Annotated in this window: 18 protein-coding genes; 12 read left to right on the top strand and 6 right to left on the bottom strand. The window is 64.3% G+C overall.

The window, feature by feature from the left end:
* The first annotated feature begins 3 nt into the window (after positions 1-3).
* The 3 genes from FJW03_RS25525 to FJW03_RS25515 all read left to right on the top strand — a co-directional run bounded on the left by FJW03_RS25525 (position 4) and on the right by FJW03_RS25515 (position 3837).
* Entirely contained in the window at positions 4-687 is a 684-nt protein-coding gene (locus FJW03_RS25525) for an HAD family hydrolase (protein ID WP_140765263.1), read from the top strand.
* Positions 684-2270 (top strand): FGGY-family carbohydrate kinase, encoded by a 1587-nt coding sequence (locus tag FJW03_RS25520; RefSeq protein WP_140765265.1) that lies wholly within the window; start codon positions 684-686, stop codon positions 2268-2270. Before FJW03_RS25525 ends, FJW03_RS25520 begins: the two co-directional genes overlap by 4 nt.
* Positions 2271-2433: 163 nt before the next feature.
* Positions 2434-3837: an MATE family efflux transporter gene (locus FJW03_RS25515; RefSeq protein ID WP_140765267.1), complete on the top strand. Its 1404-nt coding sequence runs from the start codon at positions 2434-2436 to the stop codon at positions 3835-3837.
* 37 nt (positions 3838-3874) lie between these two features.
* Here FJW03_RS25515 and FJW03_RS25510 read toward each other — a convergent pair whose 3' ends face one another.
* From FJW03_RS25510 to speB, 4 genes are all read right to left on the bottom strand, one after another.
* Positions 3875-4522: an amino acid ABC transporter permease gene (locus tag FJW03_RS25510; protein ID WP_140765269.1), complete on the bottom strand. Its 648-nt coding sequence runs from the start codon at positions 4520-4522 to the stop codon at positions 3875-3877.
* On the bottom strand, positions 4519-5175 hold the full coding sequence (locus FJW03_RS25505) for an amino acid ABC transporter permease (RefSeq protein ID WP_140765271.1): 657 nt from the start codon (positions 5173-5175) through the stop codon (positions 4519-4521). The genes FJW03_RS25510 and FJW03_RS25505 overlap by 4 nt, the downstream gene beginning before the upstream one ends.
* 6 nt (positions 5176-5181) lie before the next feature.
* Positions 5182-5988, bottom strand: coding sequence for a transporter substrate-binding domain-containing protein (locus FJW03_RS25500; RefSeq protein WP_140765273.1), 807 nt, complete (start codon positions 5986-5988; stop codon positions 5182-5184).
* Between the two features lie 80 nt (positions 5989-6068).
* Positions 6069-7130: an agmatinase gene (speB, locus tag FJW03_RS25495; protein WP_140765275.1), complete on the bottom strand. Its 1062-nt coding sequence runs from the start codon at positions 7128-7130 to the stop codon at positions 6069-6071.
* A 206-nt stretch (positions 7131-7336) separates the two neighbouring features.
* Between speB and gcvA the strand changes: the two genes are divergently transcribed.
* The 8 genes from gcvA to FJW03_RS25455 all read left to right on the top strand — a co-directional run bounded on the left by gcvA (position 7337) and on the right by FJW03_RS25455 (position 16136).
* Entirely contained in the window at positions 7337-8311 is a 975-nt protein-coding gene (gene gcvA, locus FJW03_RS25490; RefSeq protein WP_140609920.1) for a transcriptional regulator GcvA, read from the top strand.
* A 135-nt stretch (positions 8312-8446) separates the two neighbouring features.
* On the top strand, positions 8447-9751 hold the full coding sequence (gene pncB, locus FJW03_RS25485) for a nicotinate phosphoribosyltransferase (RefSeq protein WP_140694080.1): 1305 nt from the start codon (positions 8447-8449) through the stop codon (positions 9749-9751).
* Between the two features lie 60 nt (positions 9752-9811).
* A complete protein-coding gene (locus FJW03_RS25480) occupies positions 9812-11251 on the top strand; it encodes a hypothetical protein (protein ID WP_140765383.1) in 1440 nt (479 codons plus the stop codon).
* Between the two features lie 186 nt (positions 11252-11437).
* Entirely contained in the window at positions 11438-12739 is a 1302-nt protein-coding gene (locus tag FJW03_RS25475; protein WP_413466444.1) for an ABC transporter substrate-binding protein, read from the top strand.
* Positions 12740-12854: 115 nt separating this feature from the next.
* Complete coding sequence (locus tag FJW03_RS25470; protein WP_140765279.1) at positions 12855-13736, top strand: branched-chain amino acid ABC transporter permease; 882 nt, start codon at positions 12855-12857, stop codon at positions 13734-13736.
* Positions 13733-14695 (top strand): branched-chain amino acid ABC transporter permease, encoded by a 963-nt coding sequence (locus FJW03_RS25465; protein WP_140765281.1) that lies wholly within the window; start codon positions 13733-13735, stop codon positions 14693-14695. Before FJW03_RS25470 ends, FJW03_RS25465 begins: the two co-directional genes overlap by 4 nt.
* Entirely contained in the window at positions 14692-15417 is a 726-nt protein-coding gene (locus FJW03_RS25460; protein WP_140765283.1) for an ABC transporter ATP-binding protein, read from the top strand. Before FJW03_RS25465 ends, FJW03_RS25460 begins: the two co-directional genes overlap by 4 nt.
* The gene (locus FJW03_RS25455) at positions 15414-16136 is read left to right on the top strand and encodes an ABC transporter ATP-binding protein (protein ID WP_140765285.1); all 723 of its coding nucleotides are present in this window, start codon (positions 15414-15416) and stop codon (positions 16134-16136) included. The genes FJW03_RS25460 and FJW03_RS25455 overlap by 4 nt, the downstream gene beginning before the upstream one ends.
* Positions 16137-16385: 249 nt before the next feature.
* On the opposite strand, the gene FJW03_RS25450 is transcribed toward FJW03_RS25455, so the two are convergent.
* Together FJW03_RS25450 and pncA are read right to left on the bottom strand one after the other, a co-directional pair.
* Entirely contained in the window at positions 16386-17798 is a 1413-nt protein-coding gene (locus tag FJW03_RS25450) for a sodium:proton antiporter (protein ID WP_140765385.1), read from the bottom strand.
* A 45-nt stretch (positions 17799-17843) separates the two neighbouring features.
* The gene (gene pncA / locus FJW03_RS25445) at positions 17844-18458 is read right to left on the bottom strand and encodes a bifunctional nicotinamidase/pyrazinamidase (RefSeq protein WP_140765287.1); all 615 of its coding nucleotides are present in this window, start codon (positions 18456-18458) and stop codon (positions 17844-17846) included.
* Between the two features lie 296 nt (positions 18459-18754).
* Between pncA and FJW03_RS25440 the strand changes: the two genes are divergently transcribed.
* Complete coding sequence (locus FJW03_RS25440) at positions 18755-19612, top strand: FAD binding domain-containing protein (RefSeq protein WP_140765289.1); 858 nt, start codon at positions 18755-18757, stop codon at positions 19610-19612.
* The last annotated feature ends 9 nt before the right edge of the window (positions 19613-19621 follow it).

Raw genomic sequence — 19621 nt, 5'->3', positions numbered from 1 at the left:
GCCATGACGCCTGAACTGGTCATCTTCGACTGCGATGGCGTGCTGGTCGACAGCGAAGCTCTCTCCGTCTCGGCGCTGCTCGGCATGATCGAACTTGCCGGCGGAAGCATCGGCGAGGATGCCGCCTACGAGCATTTCCTCGGCAAGAGCATGAAAAGCGTGCGCGAGATCCTTGGCCGCGATTTCGGGCTTGAGATCACCGATCAGCATCTCACCGCCATGCGTGTCGATCTGATGCGCAAGTTCCGTGAAGAGCTGAAACCGATCCCCGGCGTCAAGGAGATGCTGCCCAAGCTCGGCCAACCATTCTGTGTCGCGTCCTCCGGCACGCTGGAACGGATCCGTTATGCGCTGGACGTCACCGGCCTTCTCGGGTTCATGGAGCCGCATCTGTTCAGCGCCGCCATGGTCGCCAGGGGCAAGCCGGCGCCCGACCTGTTCCTGCATGCCGCCGCCAGCATGCGGGCGCATCCGCGCAAATGCCTCGTCATCGAAGACAGTCCGGCCGGCATCGCGGCGGCGCGCGCGGCTGATATGCGTGTCTTTGCCTTCACCGGCGGCTCGCACGCCGGCAACCCGGCCCTGAAAGCGCGGCTTGCGTCGACCGAACCTGACTTTATATTCGCTGACATGCTGCAATTGCCCGATCTGATTGCAGGCCTGGGAGCGAGAGTTAGAGCATTTTGACGAAACAGTTTGTCTGTGCGGTCGATGTCGGCACCGGGAGCGCTCGCGCGGGCATTCTCGACACCAGTGGCACCTTGCTTGGCCGCGCCGAACGGCCGATCGCCATGAACCAGCCAAAGCCCGATCACGCCGAACATGATTCGCGCGATATCTGGTCCGCCGTCTGCACCGCCGTGCACGCCGCCCGACAAAAAGCCGGCGTTGCGGCTGAAGATGTCGTCGGCATCTCCTTTGATGCGACTTGTTCGCTGGTCGTGCGCGACCGGCAGGGCGAACAGCTCAGCGTCTCCCTGTCGGGCGACAGGCGCTGGGACACCATCGTCTGGCTCGACCACCGCGCCATCGCCGAAGCAGACGAATGCACGGCGAGCGGCCACGAGGTGCTCAACTATATTGGCGGTGTCATGTCGCCGGAAATGGCCACGCCGAAGCTGATGTGGCTGAAGCGCAACCTGCCGAATACGTGGAATAAAGCCGGCTATCTATTCGACCTGACCGATTTCCTGACTTGGCAGGCGACGGGCTCGCTGGCCCGCTCGCAATGCACGCTGACAGCCAAATGGACCTATCTGGCGCATGAGGAAATCGCATGGCAGCGCGATTTCTTTGAAATCGTCGGCATCGACGATCTTTTCGACCACGGCAATCTCCCCGAAAGGGCAAGTCCGGTTGGCGCCGATATCGGCCAGCTGACACCGCAAGCGGCGGCCGAGCTCGGCCTGACGGAAAAATGCCGTGTCGGCGCCGGGGTCATCGACGCCTATGCCGGCGCGCTTGGCGTGCTCGGTGGCTTTGCCGGCGACGAGCAGGATATCGGCCGGCATCTGGCGCTGATCGCCGGCACATCGAGCTGCGTCATGGCGATGTCGCCTGACCCGCAGCCTTTCGCCGGCGTCTGGGGCCCCTATTATGGCGCGGCGCTACCGAAGCTGTGGCTGTCGGAAGGCGGCCAGTCGGCCACCGGCGCGCTGCTCGACCATATCATCCGCTGGCACGGGGCCGGGGGCGAGCCGGACGCAGCCATGCACGCCAGGATCGCCAAGCGTGTCGCCGAACTGCGCGCCGCCGAGGGCGAGAAGCTGGCCGAAAGGCTGCACGTTTTGCCGGATTTCCACGGCAACCGCTCGCCGCTGGCAGACCCGCACGCCGTCGGCGTCATCAGTGGGCTGACGCTGGATTCCTCCTTCGACAGCCTGTGCAAGCTCTACTGGCGCACCGCCGTCGGCATCGCGCTCGGCGTGCGCCACGTGCTGGAGGCGTTGAACGAGAACGGCTATCTGATCGACACGCTGCATGTCACCGGCGGCCATACCAAGAACCCGCTTCTGATGGAACTCTACGCCGACGCGACCGGCTGCACGGTGGTCGAGCCGCTGGCAGACGAGGCGGTGCTGCTCGGCACCGGCATGGTCGCCGCAACCGCCGCCGGGCTTTTCCCCGATCTCAACGCCGCCTGTCTTGCCATGCAGCAGGGCGGCAAGACGCGCGCCGCCAACCTGGCCGCCGGGGCGCGCTTCGATCGCGACTACCGGATTTTCCTTGAGATGCACCGGCAGCGGCAAGCGCTCGACGCGATTGGGTAGAAGGCCAACTGCCTGGCTCAATCTGTTCCGGCACCTCCTCCCTTGCCTTCATGTCGCATTTCGTTCAATAGACGACGCAAACACAGCGAAACCAAAGGTTTTGCGGTTTGACATGCGGCTTCCGGCTTTTCGCCGACGTGCCGCGCCTGGAAAGAGCGGAACAATGTCTGCGATCGAAGCCAGCGCTCGCGCGCCGGAAAATCTTTGGCGTCAGGAAATCAGGGCGACGCTGGCGCTCGCCTGGCCGATGGTGCTGACAAATCTCGGCCAGACCGCGATGACGGCAACCGACGTCATGATGATGGGACGGCTGGGGGCCGATACGCTGGCCAGCGGCGCGCTTGGCGCCAACCTCTATTTCATGCCGCTCATCTTTGGTCTCGGCCTGATGCTGGCGACCTCGCCGATGATGGCGACCGAGCTTGGCCGCCGCCGCTATTCCGTGCGCGATTTGCGCCGCACCGTGCGCCAGGGCCTGTGGCTGGCGATCCTGATCTCGATCCCGATCTGGCTCGTGCTGTGGCACGGCGAGGCCATTCTGCTGGCCATGGGCCAGGAGCCTGCACTGGCGCACCAGGCCGGCATCTATCTGCGCTGGCTGGAGTGGGCTGTGCTGCCCTTCTACGGCTATATCGTGCTGCGCTCGTTCATCTCGGCGTTGGAGCGGCCCGGCTGGGCATTGATCATCGTCTTCGTCGCCGTCGCCTGCAACGCCGTCTTCAACTGGGTGTTCATGTTCGGCAATCTCGGCGTTCCGGCCATGGGCATCGCCGGCTCCGGCCTTGCCACGACGCTCTCCAGCACGCTGATGTTCGTTGGCATGGCCGTAGCAGTGATGTGGGAGAAGAAGTTCCGGCGCTACCGCCTGTTCGGCCGCTTCTGGCGGTCCGACTGGCCGCGTTTCATGGGGCTGCTGCGGCTCGGCCTCCCGATTGCCGGCATCTTGGCCTTCGAGGTGACGATCTTCAATGCCGCGGCGCTGCTGATGGGCCTGATCGACGCGGATTCGCTGGCGGCACACGCCATTGCCATCCAGATCGCCTCGATCTCCTTTATGGTGCCGCTCGGCCTCAACCAGGCGGTGACGGTGCGGGTCGGGCTTGCCCATGGCGCGGGCGATCCGGAGGGGGTGTCGCGCGCCGGCTGGACCGCCTTCGTCATCGGCGTCTCATTCATGGCGCTAATGGGGCTGGTTATGACCCTGTGGCCGCGTCTCCTGATCAGCGCCTTCATCGATCTCGCCAACCCGGCCAATGCCAGGGTGATCGCGCTTGCCGTGTCGTTCCTGGTTTTTGCCGCCCTGTTCCAGGTCTTCGACGGCGCCCAGGCGGTTGCGGCCGGCATGCTGCGCGGCCTGCACGACACCAAGGTGCCGATGATCTATGCCGCGATCGGCTATTGGGGCGTCGGCCTGCCGCTCGGCGTGCTGCTCGCCTTCCATTTCGGCTTCCACGGCGTCGGCATCTGGATGGGTCTGTCCAGCGGGCTGGCGGTGGTGGCAGCGCTGCTTTTGGCACGCTGGCTGCGACGGGACCGCCTGGCACCGCCGCTCGCCTTCGGGCATTAAAACCACACGGCCTCCGGGAGCCGTTGTTTCTTAGCTGTCAGCGCGTCGCCATGCGCTTCTCCAGCCGGCGGGCGTATTGCGTCAGCGGGAAGCACATGAGGAAGAAGATCAGCGCTACCAACCCGTAGACCTTGAAAGGCTCGAAGGTGGCGTTGTTGATGGCGTTGGAGGTCCGCACCAGTTCCTCGAAGCCGATGATCGAGGTCAGCGCGGTCGACTTGATGAGCTGCACCAGGAAGCCGACCGTCGGCGCGCGGGTGATCGAGAACGCCTGCGGCAGGATGATCAGCCGCAGCTCCTGCAGATAGTGCAGGCCGAGGCTGGCGCCGGCATCCCATTGGCCTAACGGCAAGGCGTCGACGCCGGAGCGCCATATCTCGGCGAGGTAGGCGCTGGCGAAGAAGGTGAGGCCGAGCACCGCCGCGGTCCAGGGCTCGATACGCATGCCCAGCATCGGCAGGCCGAAGAACATCAGGAAGAGCTGCATCAACAGCGGCGTTCCCTGGAACAGGGCGATGTAGCCGGAGGCAAGGCGCCGGCTCCATTTATTCTTGGCGATCCTGAAGAACAGCACCGCCATTCCAACCGCCGCGCCGCCGACAAAGGCGGCCAGCGACAACAGCACCGTCCAGCGTGTGGCCAGCAGGAGGTTGCGCACGATATCCCAGAGGGTGAATTCGATCATGACACGCCAGCCCCGAGGGCGCGGCGCCCGCCGGTGACCAGAAGCCGGCGCAAGGCCATCGACAGGGCCAGATAGACCAGCGTCACGACGAAATAGGTCTCGAAGGAACGGAAGGTGCGCGCCTGCAGCATGTCGGCCTCATAGGTGAGCTCGCGCACCGCGATCTGCGAGACCACGGCGGACTCCAGCATCATGATGACGATCTGGCTGGTGAGCGCGGGATAGATGATCTTGAGCGCCTGCGGCAGCACGATCTTGATGAACACCTGGCGGGGCCGCAGACCAAGCGAGAGCGCTGCTTCGGTCTGCCCGAGCGGCACGGCGTCGAGACCGGCGCCGACGATCTCGATCGTATAGGCCGCCATGTTGAGCGTCATCGCCAGCATGGCGGCCAGGATCGGGTCGAGCCTGATGCCGAGGCTCGGCAAGCCGAAGAAGATGAAGAACAGCTGCACCAGGAACGGCGTGTTGCGCATCACCTCGACATACCAGGCGATGGCCCGGCGAAGCAGCACAGGGCCGTTTCGCCGTCCGGCGGCACCGAGAATGCTGAGCAGCGTTCCCGCCAGCGTGGTCACGGCGATCAGCAGGATCGTCGTGGCCGCGCCGTGCGCGATGTCGCCCAGGGCGCCCGGGAGCCAACCGAAGGCCACGGGAGCTCAATCCTTGAGGTTGTCGGGATTGAGCGGCGTCTTCAGCCAGGCCTTCGAGCTTTCGTCGAGCTTGCCGTCGGCCAGCATCTTGGCGATGGCGTCATTGACCGCCTTCTTGAGGCCGTCCTCGTTCTTGTTGAGACCGATATGCGAGGGCGAGGTCAGAAGCTGGAACTTCTGTTCGGGCTTGAGCGCTTCCTGGCGCGCCAGCACCTGCGCGCCGACATCATTGCCGACGACCATCAACTGGGTCTGGCCGGAGATGAAGGCCTGGATCACGGCATTGTAGTTGTCGAAGCGCTTGATGTCGGCCGACGCCGGCGCCGCCTCGGTGAGCGAGGTATCCTCCAGCGTGCCGCGATTGACGGCGATCGACTTGCCGGCAAGGTCCTCCTTGCCTTTGACCGTCATCGCCGCCGGACCGATCACCGCGATGTAATAGGGCGCGTAGGCGGCGGCGAAGTCGATCACCTGCTCGCGCTCCTTCGAGTAGCCGACGCTCATCAGGATATCGACGCGGTGGTCGTTCAGATAGGGAATGCGGTTCTGGCCGGTGACGGCAACAGGATTGAGCTTCACCTTGAGCGTGTCGGCGATGTATTGCGCGACGTCCATGTCATAGCCCTTGAGGCTCATATCGGCGCTGGCCGAGGAGAAGGGCGGAAAGTCGGCGAAGACACCGACATTGATGGTGCCGGCCTTGGTGATATCGGCGAACGCGTCGGCGCTGGCGGCCTGCGTGGCGATACCGAGGCCGGCGCCCAGCATCAGGACGGCGGCAATGGACGATTTCAGTGTCGAGTGGATTGTCATTGTCATTCCCCTTCTGGAAGCTTTTGATTGTTTGAGGCGACCGCCGGCTCCAGCGCGGCGGCCGCCTTGGATTTCAGGCGTCAGGTTCCCTTGCCGATCACGGCCGGGCTGAACACCATCAGGCTCAGGATTTCGAACAGCACCTGGGCGCCGGCATGCGCGGTGTTGGTGGTCGCGTCATATTGCGGCGCCACCTCGACGACGTCGCCTCCGACGATGTTGAGGCCCTTGAGGCCGCCCAGCAGTTCAAGCACTTCGCGCGTGGTCAGGCCGCCGACTTCCGGCGTGCCGGTGCCCGGCGCGAAGGCCGGATCGACGCTGTCGATGTCGAAGGACACATAGGTCGGGCCATCGCCGACGATTTTGCGCGCCTTCTCGATGATGGCGGGAATGCCGAGCCCGGTCACCTCCTCGGCGTGAACGACGGTCATGCCGGATTCATAGGTGAACTCCCAGAGATATTCGGCCGAGCCGCGGATACCGATCTGGATGGTGCGCGTCGGGTCGAGCACGCCATCGAGCACCGCGTTGCGGAACGGCCCGCCGTGGTGGAACTTGGTCATGTCGAACAGGCCGCTGGTGTCGCAATGGGCATCGATGTGGATCAGGCCGACCGGAGCCTTCTTGCCGACGGCCTTCAGGATCGGATGGCTGATCGAATGGTCGCCGCCGACCGATAGAGGGATGACACCGGCATCGACGATCTGGTTGGTGCGGCGCTCGATGTCCTCATGGCTGGCCTCCAGCCGGTAGCGGCTGCGGAACGGCGTATCGCCGATGTCGGCCACGCGCAGCTCGTGCGTCGGCGCGCATTCCAGCACGTGATTGTAGGGGCCGATGCGCTCGATGGCGCGCAGCGCCCTCGGCCCGAAACGCGAGCCCGGCCGGTTGGTGACGCCGAGGTCCATCGGCACGCCGATCATGGCCACCTGCAGGTCGCCGAAATCCGGGTTCTCCGCTGATAATTCGCGGTAGGGCGCGGCGAGGAAGGTCGGGATGCCCGAATAGGGCGCCAGCCGCGTGCCGCTCTTGGAGAAGATCTTGTCGGCGACCTTGCGGAATTTCGGGTCGAACATCTCGCCGCCATGGCTCTCGCCATATTTGCGACGCAACGCGTCGAGCTTGCCGCTGTTATAACCCATATCCATTCCTCCTCGATTGGTGCCGCCGACCAGTGGGACCTCGGGCGAACCGACCATCATCCGGCCGGGTCGCTTGCCCCGCTCGCTGCCCGCAGATTTCAGGTCTTGATGCGATTGCGGCAAAGTGTCCGGCAGCCGCATTGAAAAAGCAATTGATATTGTTAAGGTGTTTTCTGTGAGAAAATCTCACAATGAGCCGAGCATCCATGGCCAAGCGCCTGCCCCCTCTCAACCCGCTGCGTGCCTTCGAGGCAACCGCGCGCCATGGCTCGCTGACCAAGGCGGCGAGTGAGCTCAATGTCACGCATGGCGCCGTCAGCCACCAGATCAAGGCGCTCGAGCAGTCGCTTGGGGTCAAGCTGTTCGAACGATCTGGCCAGCGGGTCAAGCTGACCCCGCATGGCGCGGAGCTTTTGCCCGCGGTGTCGACGGCTTTCGACGGCATCGCCGCCGCCACGCAGCGGCTGACGCGGCCGGCAAGCAGCGGCGCGCTTTCGGTGTCCTGCGTGCCGGCGTTGCTGCTTTTGTGGATGACGCCGAGGCTCGGCAGCTTCACCGCGCAGTATCCCGACATCCAGCTGACGCTCATCCCTTCCAACGACCCCAGGGATATCCGGGCGCCGCATATCGATGTCTGTGTGCACTATGGCAATGGCAGCTGGGCCGATTGCTGGATGCGCAAATGGTCGGGCCTCGAACTGTTCCCGGTGGTCAGCCCGACACTGATCAACAACCGCCCGATCCGCACTGTTCGCGACCTCGCCGACCATGTGTTCCTGCATGGCGACGACGGCCGCGAGTGGCACACCTGGCTGGCGGCAGCCGATGCGCTGGACCTCGAACGCGGCCGTCGCCATCATCTGGGTGATGCGCGCATGGCGGCCGAGGCCGCGGTGCACGGTCACGGCGTGGCGCTGGGCGATTCCGTGACGGCAAGCGCGCTGCTGGCCAGGGGCATGCTGGTCGCGCCGTTCAGCCTGTCGGTGCCGGCGGTCGATGATTTCTACGTCGTCTGCCGCAACGAGATGCGGGCGACGCCGATCGTACAGGTGTTTATCGACTGGCTGTTCGCCGAGAAGGCCGGGGATGACAGCCGCGCCGACGCCCCGGTCGCGGGCCGCCTCGTGACCCGACGCAAACGTCCGGCGCTCAAGGTGATGGGCGGCAAACCCGCGAGCTGATGCAGCCTAGGCCCGGCCGCATTCAGGCCCTTCTTTTTGTCGGGCCAGCCTGAAAGCGGGCAGCGTTTTGGCTGATTCGATGCTATGAGGCCTGTCGCGATTGTGGATGGCAGGCAGCGAAGGCGACAACGAGACATGGCCAGGACCGATATTGCGCGGCGCGTCTATAACCATACCTGGAAGCTCGACCCGATCGTGCGCAGCCTGCTCGACACCGACTTCTACAAGCTTCTGATGTTGCAGATGATCTGGGGCATGTACCCCAAGGTCGACGCCACCTTCTCGCTGATCAACCGCACCACCTCGGTGCGGCTTGCCGACGAGATCGACGAGGGCGAGTTGCGCGAACAGCTCGATCATGCCCGCACCTTGCGCTTCTCCAAGAAGGAGATGATCTGGCTCGGCGGCAACAATTTCTATGGCCGCAAGCAGATCTTCGAGCCGGAATTCCTCGCCTGGCTGGAAGGCTTCAGGTTGCCCGACTACGAGCTTGCCAAGCACGACGGACAGTACGAACTGACCTTCCCCGGTCCCTGGATGTACACGACGCTGTGGGAAATTCCCGCGCTCGCCATCATCAATGAATTGCGTTCGCGGGCCGCGATGCGGGCGTTCGGGCCGTTCACGCTCGACGTGCTCTATGCCCGCGCCAAAGCCAAGATGTGGGACAAGACCGAGCGGCTGAAGGCGCTGCCCGGCATCCGCATATCCGACTTCGGCACGCGCCGGCGGCATTCCTTCCTGTGGCAGCGCTGGTGCGTCGAAGCCTTGAAGGAAGGCATTGGCGAGGCCTTCACCGGCACCTCCAACGTGCTGCTGGCCATGGACAACGACCTCGAGGCGCTCGGCACCAACGCACATGAATTGCCGATGGTGTTCGCGGCCCTCGCCAACTCGGAAAAGGAATTGCGGCAAGCGCCCTATAAAGTGCTGCAGGACTGGCAGCGCTATTATGGCGGCAATCTGCTGATCGTGCTGCCCGACGCTTTCGGCACCGCCTCGTTCCTACGCGACGCGCCGGACTGGGTGGCCGACTGGACCGGCTTCCGCCCCGACAGCGCGCCGCCGATCGAAGGCGGCGAAAAGATCCTGGCCTGGTGGCGCGAGAAGGGCAAGGACCCCAAGCAGAAGCTGCTGATCTTCTCCGATGGGCTCGAAGTGGAAACCATCGAGGAGACCTACCGCCACTTCAAGGGCAAGGTGCGCATGTCCTTCGGCTGGGGCACCAATCTGACCAACGACTTCGAAGGCTGCGCGCCGACCGAAACCAACAGCCTGGATGCCATATCGCTGGTCTGCAAGGTCACCGAGGCCAACGGCCGGCCGGCGGTCAAGCTATCCGATAATCCGGCCAAGGCGACCGGCGACGAGAAGGAGATCCAGCGTTATCTGCGGATCTTTGGCGAGAAGGATCGCGTGGAGCAGCTGGTCAAGGTGTGAGAGGTGGCGGGGCTCTTGGATAGTTCGAGTTCCTTCGCGCCCTCCTCTGTCCTGCCGGACATGTCCGGCAGGACAGAGGGGGGCGCCACGGAGAGCTCCCGTCCGTCATTGGCCTTGTTGCTTGTTGCTTTATTGCTCATCGCACCCACCCCCGCCTTCGCCCATGCCTCCGACCGTGGCCACGTCCTGCTTCTCCCGACCGGCTACTATCTGGTTGGCGGCGCTTTCGCCGTGGCTGTCAGCTTCCTCGTGCTGGCGCTGCTGCCGCCGGCGGCTCTGGATAAATTCTGGCGCCGGCGCCTGCCGGTTTTCGCCTTCGGCGACGGCGCTCGCACAGCCATCAGCCTGACCTCCTTTGCCGGCTTTGCAATCCTCATCGCCGCCGGCCTTTTCGGCAGCCGCGACCCACTCTCCAACCCGTTGCCGCTCGTGGTCTGGACGCTGCTATGGGCCGGCGTCACGCTGCTGCAAGGCGTCTTCGGCGACCTCTGGTCATGGCTCAACCCCTGGTATGGGCCTTGGCGCCTGGTTTCGTGGCTGTTCGGCGCAAGGGATGAGGGATCGTGGCGCCTCCCCGGATGGCTCGGCCGCTGGCCGGCCGTCATCCTGTTCCTCGCCTTTGCCTGGTTCGAACTCATCGATCCAGCTCCCGACGACCCGGCTCGTCTCGCTTGGGCCGCCGGCTTGTACTGGCTGCTCGCCTTCCTCGCCATGCTGGTGTTCGGCTATCGGGAGTGGAGCCGCGGCGGCGAGTTCCTGACGATCTTCTTCTCGATGGTGGCGCGCTTCGCGCCGGTCGAGCGCGACGGCGAAGGCCGGCTTGCTCTGTGCTGGCCAGGGGCCAAGCTGCTGGCGGCCGAGCCGTTCCCACCAAGCGGCGTGGCCTTCCTGCTGCTGGCGCTGTCCTCGGTCTCCTTCGACGGCCTGTCGAAAACCTTCTTCTGGCTTGGCCTGTCCGGCGTCAATCCGCTCGAATTCCCGGGACGCACGGCGGTGATCGGCAGCGGCACTTTCGGACTGATTCTGACATTCGTGCTGCTCGCGGCGGTGTTTCTTTTTGCCGTTTTCCTCGGCCAGCGCGTCGCTGGCGGCGATCAACGCATGAGCCAAGCGGCTGGCCTTCTGGTGTGGTCGATCGTGCCGATCGCACTCGCCTATCATGTCGCGCACTATCTGACGACGCTGCTGGTCGACGGCCAGTATGCGCTGGCCTCCCTCTCCGATCCGTTCGCGCTGGGCTGGAACCTTTTCGGCACCGCCGACATGCAGATCGAGGCCGGGATCGTTGCCGGAGCCAGCTCAGCCTGGTGGCTGTGGAACATCCAGGCCGGTGCCATCATAACGGGCCATGTGCTCGCCGTTCTCGTCGCCCACGGCTTCGCCTGGCGCCTGCATCCGCGACCTGCCCGCGCCGCGCTCGGCCAGTTCCCGCTGACCGTGCTGATGATCGCTTACACCGTCTTCGGCCTCTGGCTGCTCGCGACGCCGACGGTCGGCTAGGGTGCGTACCACCTTCGGGCGACATGCCTTGAGGCCATTGGCGCTGGAAAATAAACCGGGATTCCCCTAGGGAAGCGGCATTGCCGTGTCCAGACTTTGGTGATTTAGTTTGTACACATGCAATTTTTCGACTTCCGGACATGAGCGGACTTTGCGCTCCTAACGCTGAACAAGGGGAACGGCATCATGGACAAGAGCAAGAGCTTCAACCTCCCGAAAACCGGTCTCAGCCGCCGCACGGCGCTGAAAGGTCTGGCCGCCGGCGCCGGCCTCGCCATGGCGCCCGGTTTCGTCCGCTATTCCCAGGCGCAGAGTTCGGCGCCGATCAAGATCGGCTTCCAGTCGCACCGCACCGGCATTGGCGCTGCCTATGGCCGCTGGTACGAGAAGACCACTGCCGCGGCAATCAAGGCGATCAATGCTGCCGGCGGCATCAATGGCCGTCCGGTCGAGGTCATCATCGAGGATGACGGCACCGATCCCGGCCGCGGCGCCGAGGTGGTCGGCAAGTTCGCCACCCAGCACAAGACCGACATCGTCTTCGGCACGCTGTTCTCGCATGTCGTCATCGGCTCGGCGCCTGCCGCCGGCGAAGCCAAGATGCCTTATTTCGTCGTCAGCGAGGGCCACCACGTCGCCTCGACCAAGCTCAACCGCTATGTCTTCCAGCCCGGCATCACCGATGTGAAGAGCCAGATCCAGTCGATGGCGCCGTGGATCGCGGCCAATGCCGGCAAGAAGGTGACGCAGATCTTCCCCGATTTCGCCTTCGGCTACGACCATCGGGACTACCTGCCGCCAGCGCTGAAGGCGCAGGGCGCCGAGGTCATCGCGCAGATCGCCGTCCCGCCGACGGAATCCTCCTTCACCAAATACTTCCCGCAGATCCCGGCCGAGACCGAGGTGATCTACCACGTCATGGTCGGCCCGGCGGTGCTCACCTTCGTCAAGGAACTCGGCGAATTCTACGGCTCCAACCGGCCGCAGTTGTTCGGCTTCATCGATTCGTTGGAAGCCGTGGACATCAACAGCCCCGGGCTCGAATTCCTCGACGGCAGCCATTTCTGGGAAGGCTCGCCGCGCTACGCGCAACCCGACGATTCCGCCGCGCAGAAAGCCTACCGCGCCGCCGTCGGCATCGACGACAATGGCGCGGCCGTTGGCGATGCCAAGGACGTCTCCACCGCCGCGCATATGTTCGGCTGCTGGGAAACACTCTACGTCGTCAAGAAGGCGATGGAGGACGCCGGCTACAAGGGGCCGGAAGACCGCGCCAAGCTCGTCGAGGCGACAGAGGCGCTGACCGCTTTCGCCGAGGGGCCGGAGCATCCGCAGGGCGCCAAGACCTTCAACGGCAAGATCCACCAGTGTTTTGGCATCCAGAATATTTCCAAGGTCGAGGGCGGCAAGCTGAAGGTCGTGCACAAGACCAAGATCGAGGATGGGCTTTACGAGCCCGAAGGGGATTACACGACGCAGGCGCTGTGAACTCATTCCAGCAGCCAGCGTGAGCGCCAAGCCACCCCCCTCTGCCCTGCCGGGCATCTCCCCCTGTCCGGCAGGACAGAGGGGGGTGCCTCGCGCATCCCTCGGTGCATAGCCCATGCACTTCGGCCCCCATCTCCTCCTTGCCACCCTCGAAGGCCTCGTCACCTCAGCCGTGCTGGCGCTCACCGCACTCGGGCTGTCGCTGGTGTTTGGCGTCATGCGCGTCGTCAACGTCGCCCATGGCGAATTCTTCATGCTGGGCGCCGTGCTGGCCTGGGCGATCTCGACGGCGATATCGGGCCACCCGGCGCTCGGCTTCCTGGCGGCGCTGGTGATCGCGCCGCTGATCGTCGGCGCTATTGCCTTGGTCGCTGAGCGGCTGGTGCTGCGCCGGCTGAATTACAATCCGGAAGCCACCATCGTCGCCACCATCGGCATGCTCTACATCATCCAGCAGCTGGCGCTGACCTTCTACGGCCCCGAGGCACGGCCCGTCGAGCCGCCGTTCAGCTACCGCATCCTGCTACCCTGGTTCGGCTATTCCGGCTACAAGCTGTCCATCATCGCCGCCTCCGCGCTGCTGCTGATCGCCACATGGCTGGTGCTGACGCGCACGAAAATCGGCCTCATCATGCGCGCCACGCAGTATGACAGCGAAACGGCGCAGGCCTTCGGCATCCCCGTCGACCGCGTCTACGGCGGCGTCTTCGCGCTTGGCGCCATGCTGGCGGCCATCGCCGCGGTGCTGATCGTGCCGATCAGCCAGGCGCACTATCTGATGGGGCAGGACCCGCTGCTGCTCTCCTTCATCGTCGTCATCATCGGCGGCCTCGGCTCGCTGCGCGGCACCGTGGTCGCCGCCGTGCTGATCGGCCTGTCCGACGGCATCATCTCGATGTTCTTCTCACCGACCTTGGCCAAGATCATCGCCACGCTGCTCGTCGCCATGGTGCTGGTGTTTCGGCCGCAGGGCCTGTTCGGAACGGCATCACGATGAGCGAAGCTTCGCCGGCAAAGGCCTACGCGCTGCATCTCGGCGTCATCGCGCTGCTTCTCGCGCTGAGCTTCCTGCTGCCGGACTATTATCACGGCCTGCTCGCCCGCATCATGGTGCTGGCGGTGTTCGCCATGGGCTACAACATGCTGTTCGGCTATGCCGGCCTGCTCAGCCTCGGCCACGCCATGTTCTTCGGCGCCGGCCTCTATGGCGCCGGGCTCACCATCATCCAGCTCGGCTGGAGCGTGCCGGCGGCTTTCGCCGCTGGCCTCGGCTGCGGTGTCGTTGTTTCCCTGATCATCGGCCTGCTGGCGTTGCGCACCACTGGCGTTGCCTTCATGATCGTCACCATGATGTTCGCGCAGGTCTTTTATCTGCTCATCCTCTACTTCGCGGCGTGGACCGAGGGCGATCAGGGCCAGGTCGTGCCGCAGCCGGCGCGCGTCCTCAATTTCGGCGCGACCTCGCTCGACCTCACCAACCCGACCGTGCGCTACATGAGTGCGCTGGCGCTATTCACGATCGTGCTGCTGATCACTTTAGCCATCGTCCGCTCCCGATATGGCCGCGTGCTGGTCGCCATCCGCGAGAATGAGGAGCGGACCAAGATGCTGGGTTACGACACCTTCTCCAACAAACTCCTGGCAGTCGTCGTCTCCGGCACGATCTGCGCGGCCTCGGGCGCCGCCTATGCGCTGCTGTTCGGCTATGTCGGCTCGAGCTTTGCATCGGTGCAATATTCGATCCTGCCGCTGCTGTGGGTGCTGCTCGGGGGTGCCGCCACGACGCTCGGGCCGCTGCTCGGCACGCTGTTCATGTATTATGTCATCGACGTCACCAGCGGCTACACATCGGCCTATCTGCTGATCGTCGGGGTCGCACTCATCCTTCTGGTGTTGTTCTTTCCCAAGGGCATTCTCGGCACCGTTCGCCAGCGCTGGCTTGGATGGCTGCCATGATGCCGCTGCTGACGACCAGGGGCCTGTCGCGCGATTTCGGCGGCCTGCGCGCCGTCGACAATGTCGACTTCAGCCTGATGCCGGGCGAGATCCGCGCCATCATTGGCCCCAACGGCGCCGGCAAGACCACCTTTGTCAGCCTGATCAGCGGCCGCATTCAGCCATCCTCGGGAGCGATCGTCTTCGACGGCGCCGACATCACAGGCCTGCCGGCCTATGCCCGCGTCCGCCAGGGTATAGCCTATACGTTCCAGATCACCAGCATCTATGCCAACCTTACCGTCTACGCCAACGTCGCGCTGCCCGTGCAGCTGACGCTGCGGCATGGCCATTCCAGGAGCGCGATACAGGCCGCGGTCATGGCGGCACTCGAACGCACCGGCCTCGCCGACCGCGCCCATATGCCGGCCGGGCAATTGTCCTATGGCCACCAGCGCCTGCTGGAGGTCGCCATGGGCCTGGCGCTGAAACCACGCCTGCTGATCCTCGACGAGCCGACGCAGGGGCTGGCCGACAGCGAGATCGACAATTTCGTGGAGCTGGTGCGTGACATCGCCACGAACGCCACGGTGCTTTTGATCGAGCATAACATGCCTCTCGTCATGCAGATGGCCGACCGCATCACCGTGTTCAATGCCGGCAAGATCCTGGCCGAAGGCACGCCCGAGGCGATCCGCGACAACGCGGCGGTGCAGGACGCCTATCTGGGGACGGCCCCATGACCGAGACCGGCAAGACGCAAGCCCTGGTGGTCTCGGGGCTGGACTGCTTCCATGGCGAGATCCAGGTGCTCTACGGGCTCGACCTCGTGCTGAACAAGGGCGAGGTGCTGTGCCTGTTCGGCCGCAACGGCGCCGGCAAGACGACGACGCTGAAGGCGATCATGGGCCTGGTTCCAGCCAGTGCCGGTTCTATCCGGCTTGGGGACCGGGAATTGACCGGACTGCCGGCGCATGAGGTGCCGAAGGCCGGCGTCGCCTATGTGCCGCAGGGAAGGCGTCTTTTCGCCGAGATGACGGTGGCGGAAAATATCGAGATCGGGCTGATGGCGCGCGGCAAGGGCAAGGCGACGCGAGAGCGCGTGCTCGACCTCTTTCCCTTGCTGCGCCAGCGGTTGAGGCAGCGCTCGGGCACCTTGTCCGGCGGCGAACAGCAGATGCTTGCGATGGCGCGGGCGCTGTGCCTCGAACCGGGGGTGCTGCTGCTCGACGAACCGACCGAAGGCCTGATGCCGTCGATAATCGCGAAGATCCGCGAGACCGTGTCGACGCTGCGCGACTTGGGCGTGTCAACCATCCTGGTCGAGCAGCGCGTCGATGCGGTGCTGTCGGTGGCCGACCGCGTCTCGTTCATCGAGAACGGCCGCAACCGCGAGACGGTCGATGTCGAGCACCTGCGTGCCGACCCCTCGGCGGTGAGGCGCTATGTCGGTGTGGGCTGAGATTGCCGCAACTGCAACGGCAATAACACTTTCCAGACGGTAGCGCCGCCCCTCATCCGCCTGCCGGCACCTTCTCCCCGTATAGTGACGGGAGAAGGCAGAGGGCAGCGACGACGGCGCCCATCCGACAACGTTGATGATTGGCGAAACCATTGGCAAAGGCGTTCTTCTCCCCGTCACTATACGGGGAGAAGTGCCCGGCAGGGCGATGAGGGGCGGCGCAAACGGTACCAATTCAAAAGCACCAATTCACCCGCCAAAGAACAAAAAGCCCGCGGCCAAAAAGATCGGGATCAACACCAGCCCTGACCAAAGTATGTAGCCAAAAAAGCCAGGCATCTTCACACCGTACTGTCGGGCGATGGCATAGACCATGAAGTTGGGTGCATTGCCGACATAGGTGTTGGCGCCCATGAACACCGCGCCGGCTGAAATCGCGGCGAGCGTCGAGGCAAGCTCGGTCATCAGGTGCCGTGGATCGCCGCCGGCAAGCTCGAAGAACACCAGATAGGTCGGCGCATTGTCCAGGAAGGACGACAATGCTCCGGTCAGCCAGAAATAGGCGAGATCGTTGGGCGTGCCATGGCCCGAGGTGACGAGCGCGACCAACGGCGCCAGCGCGCCGTCATGGCCGGCTCTCAGGATGGCGACGACCGGCACGATGCAGATGAAGATGCCGGCAAACAATTTCGCCACCTCCGCGATCGGCCCCCAGTTGAAGCCGTTCGCTTGGCGGTATTCCTTGCGCGAGACGGCAAGGGAAGCGAAGGCGAGGATCAGGATGATCGCGTCGCGGACCAGGTTCTGCAGTTCAAGAGTCACCCCTTGAATGGAGATGCTCACTCCAGGATTCCAGCTGGCCGACAGCAGGATGGCACCGATGACGCCGGCCAGCAGCGGAACGTTGGGCAGGCCGCGAATGCGCACTTTCGAATCCGGTGTCGGATCCTTGATTTTCGGCGCCCCGGCCTCGCGCCGATGCAGGGTGATGTCGATGGCGAGAAATACCGCAAGCACGACACCGCCGGTAAACAGCGTCTCCCGGTAGAGGTTCGTGGTCGTCCAGAAGAAATCGACGCCGCGCAGAAAGCCGACGAACAGCGGCGGGTCGCCGAGCGGCGTCAGCGAGCCGCCGATGTTGGACACCAAGAAGATGAAGAAGACGATGACATGGGCGTTGAACGGCCTGGCGTCGTTGGCGCGGATGACCGGCCGGATCAGGATCATCGAGGCGCCCGTCGTGCCGATGACCGAAGCGAGCAGCGCGCCGGTGAGCAGCAATCCGGCATTGACCAGCGGCGTGCCGTGGATGTTGCCGGCGACCAGAATGCCCCCCGAAATGGTGAACAGCGCGAACAGCAAGATGATGAACGGCATGTATTCGGTGAGCAGCGCATGCAGCACTGCCTCGGTCGCCGATGGGACGCCGAAGGCAAGCGCCAGCGGTACAACCGCAAGGGCGGCCCAGAGGGCCGCGATCTTGCCGTAGTGTGGGTCCCAGACATGGTGGAACAGCAGCGGCCCGGTGGCAATCGACAGCAGCAGGCCGGCGAATGGCAGCACCCACCACAACGACATCGCTTCACCCGACAATCCGTGTTCCTCGGCCGCGAAGGCCACGCCCGGGATCGTCACCGCTATCGCGATGACCGCACCCGTCATCACACCTGCGGTGATCCGCAAAAAGTCTCCCCGATACCCCACTGTTCAGTCCGTCAAACTGTCTTCAAGCGCCACGCCGGCATCGCGCATGCGCTGCAGCATCGCGTCGAGGGATCCGTTGAGGTCGATACCGCGACAGGCATCGAGCCGGACGGTGGTCTTGAACCCCTGGCTGACAGCATCCAGTGCCGAGAAGCCGACACAGAAATCGGTCGCCAGGCCGACCAGGGTCAGCGTGTCGATGCCCCGTTCCCTGAGATAGCCGGCGAGACCGGTAGGCGTCGTATGGTCATTCTCGAAGAAGGCCGAATAGCTGTCGATGTCAGGGCGAAATCCCTTGCGGATAACGAGTTCGGCCTTGGTCCAGGCAAGACCGGAGTGGAAATCCGAACCCAGGCTGCCCTGGATGCAATGGTCGGGCCACAGCGTCTGCGGGCCATAGGGCATGTCTATCATCGTGAAGGGCTGTGCGCCCGGATGGCTGGAGGCGAAGCTCGAATGGCCGGCGGGATGCCAGTCCTGCGTCAGCACGACATGGTCGGCTCGCCGGATCATGTCGTTGACCAGCGGCACGATCTCGTCGCCGCCGGTCACGGCCAGCGCGCCGCCCGGGCAAAAGTCATTCTGCAGGTCGATCACAACAACCGCTTCGTCGGCCATGAGGCCTCCTTCTTCTCTGTCATGTGGCTCAGGCTACAGCAGAAAGATGCCGCTGACGCGACCGGACGCAGAAACTTGACCAGAAGGCCAGCCGCGTCAACCTCCCATGCCATAACAAATGCGTTTCGGCTCACCCGCTGCCGGCACGGTGCAAACTCTGGCTTTGACAATTTCCACCGGCTTGATATCATTTGCATACGAATGAATTTCCGGTTTCGGGAACCGGCAAGAAACTCCAGGCAAGAGGTCCTGGGCGGGCCAAATTCGGGAAGGCTCATTCTCTGGGAAGGCAAAGCGTGATCCGTTACGCGAAACCCACCACGGTCGACGAGGCTCTCGCGTTGCTTGGCGAGGGCGCGTGGCGCATCCTGGCCGGTGGCACGGATTTCTATCCGGCACAGGGTGCCAAACCCTTCCGCGACAATGTCCTCGACATCAACGGTTTGACTTCGTTGCGCGGTATCTTTGAAACGGATGACCACTTTGTCATCGGCGCCCGCACGACATGGACCGACATCATCAGGCATCCCTTACCGCCGGCTTTCGACGCGCTGAAACAGGCCGCGCGCGAGGTCGGTTCGCCGCAGATCCAGAATGTTGCCTCGGTCGCCGGCAATCTCTGCAACGCCTCGCCGGCCGCCGACGGCGTGCCCGGCCTGCTGATCCTCGATGCCGAGGTCGAGCTCAGTTCGACAGCCGCGACGCGCCATCTGTCCTTGCCGGATTTCATTCTTGGCAACCGCCGCACCGCTCTGAAACCTGGCGAAATGGTAACGGCCATCCGCGTGCCGAAACCGGCCGGCACGTCAGCTTTCTTCAAGCTGGGCGCACGGCGCTATCTCGTCATTTCCATTGCCATGGTGGCGGCGCGCCTTGTCGTTGAAAACGGTACGGTCACGGAAGCAGCGGTTGCCGTTGGCTCCTGTTCAGCGGTTGCCAAGCGCCTTGCCGGTGTCGAGCAGGCCTTGCGTGGTCGACGGGCCGATGACGGGCTTGCGGCTGCGGTGCAGTCCGCGCCGATGACCGAGCTCTCACCAATCGCCGATGTGCGCGGCAGCGCCGAGTACCGGCTCGACGCGGTGCGCGAGATCGTCGCGCGGGCCGTGCTGACGGCAGCCGGACCGACGAACGGCCACATGGTGGCGGCGGCATGAGACAAGCTC

Origin of the sequence: Mesorhizobium sp. B4-1-4, from assembly GCF_006439395.2 — a bacterium.
GTDB lineage: Bacteria > Pseudomonadota > Alphaproteobacteria > Rhizobiales > Rhizobiaceae > Mesorhizobium.
The sequence above is the reverse complement of the archived record's forward strand: the minus strand, read 5'-3'. Positions and strand labels throughout refer to the sequence as shown.

Excerpts from the sequence above, each read along its gene's own strand:
- FJW03_RS25525 (WP_140765263.1), top strand. The coding sequence starts at position 4 with ATGACGCCTGAACTGGTCATCTTCGACTGCGATGGCGTGCTGGTCGAC.
- FJW03_RS25515 (WP_140765267.1), top strand. The coding sequence starts at position 2,434 with ATGTCTGCGATCGAAGCCAGCGCTCGCGCGCCGGAAAATCTTTGGCGT.
- FJW03_RS25510 (WP_140765269.1), bottom strand. The coding sequence starts at position 4,522 with ATGATCGAATTCACCCTCTGGGATATCGTGCGCAACCTCCTGCTGGCC.
- FJW03_RS25500 (WP_140765273.1), bottom strand. The coding sequence starts at position 5,988 with ATGACAATCCACTCGACACTGAAATCGTCCATTGCCGCCGTCCTGATG.
- speB (WP_140765275.1), bottom strand. The coding sequence starts at position 7,130 with ATGGGTTATAACAGCGGCAAGCTCGACGCGTTGCGTCGCAAATATGGC.
- gcvA (WP_140609920.1), top strand. The coding sequence starts at position 7,337 with ATGGCCAAGCGCCTGCCCCCTCTCAACCCGCTGCGTGCCTTCGAGGCA.
- pncB (WP_140694080.1), top strand. The coding sequence starts at position 8,447 with ATGGCCAGGACCGATATTGCGCGGCGCGTCTATAACCATACCTGGAAG.
- FJW03_RS25480 (WP_140765383.1), top strand. The coding sequence starts at position 9,812 with ATGTCCGGCAGGACAGAGGGGGGCGCCACGGAGAGCTCCCGTCCGTCA.
- FJW03_RS25475 (WP_413466444.1), top strand. The coding sequence starts at position 11,438 with ATGGACAAGAGCAAGAGCTTCAACCTCCCGAAAACCGGTCTCAGCCGC.
- FJW03_RS25470 (WP_140765279.1), top strand. The coding sequence starts at position 12,855 with ATGCACTTCGGCCCCCATCTCCTCCTTGCCACCCTCGAAGGCCTCGTC.
- FJW03_RS25465 (WP_140765281.1), top strand. The coding sequence starts at position 13,733 with ATGAGCGAAGCTTCGCCGGCAAAGGCCTACGCGCTGCATCTCGGCGTC.
- FJW03_RS25460 (WP_140765283.1), top strand. The coding sequence starts at position 14,692 with ATGATGCCGCTGCTGACGACCAGGGGCCTGTCGCGCGATTTCGGCGGC.
- FJW03_RS25455 (WP_140765285.1), top strand. The coding sequence starts at position 15,414 with ATGACCGAGACCGGCAAGACGCAAGCCCTGGTGGTCTCGGGGCTGGAC.
- FJW03_RS25450 (WP_140765385.1), bottom strand. The coding sequence starts at position 17,798 with ATGACGGGTGCGGTCATCGCGATAGCGGTGACGATCCCGGGCGTGGCC.
- pncA (WP_140765287.1), bottom strand. The coding sequence starts at position 18,458 with ATGGCCGACGAAGCGGTTGTTGTGATCGACCTGCAGAATGACTTTTGC.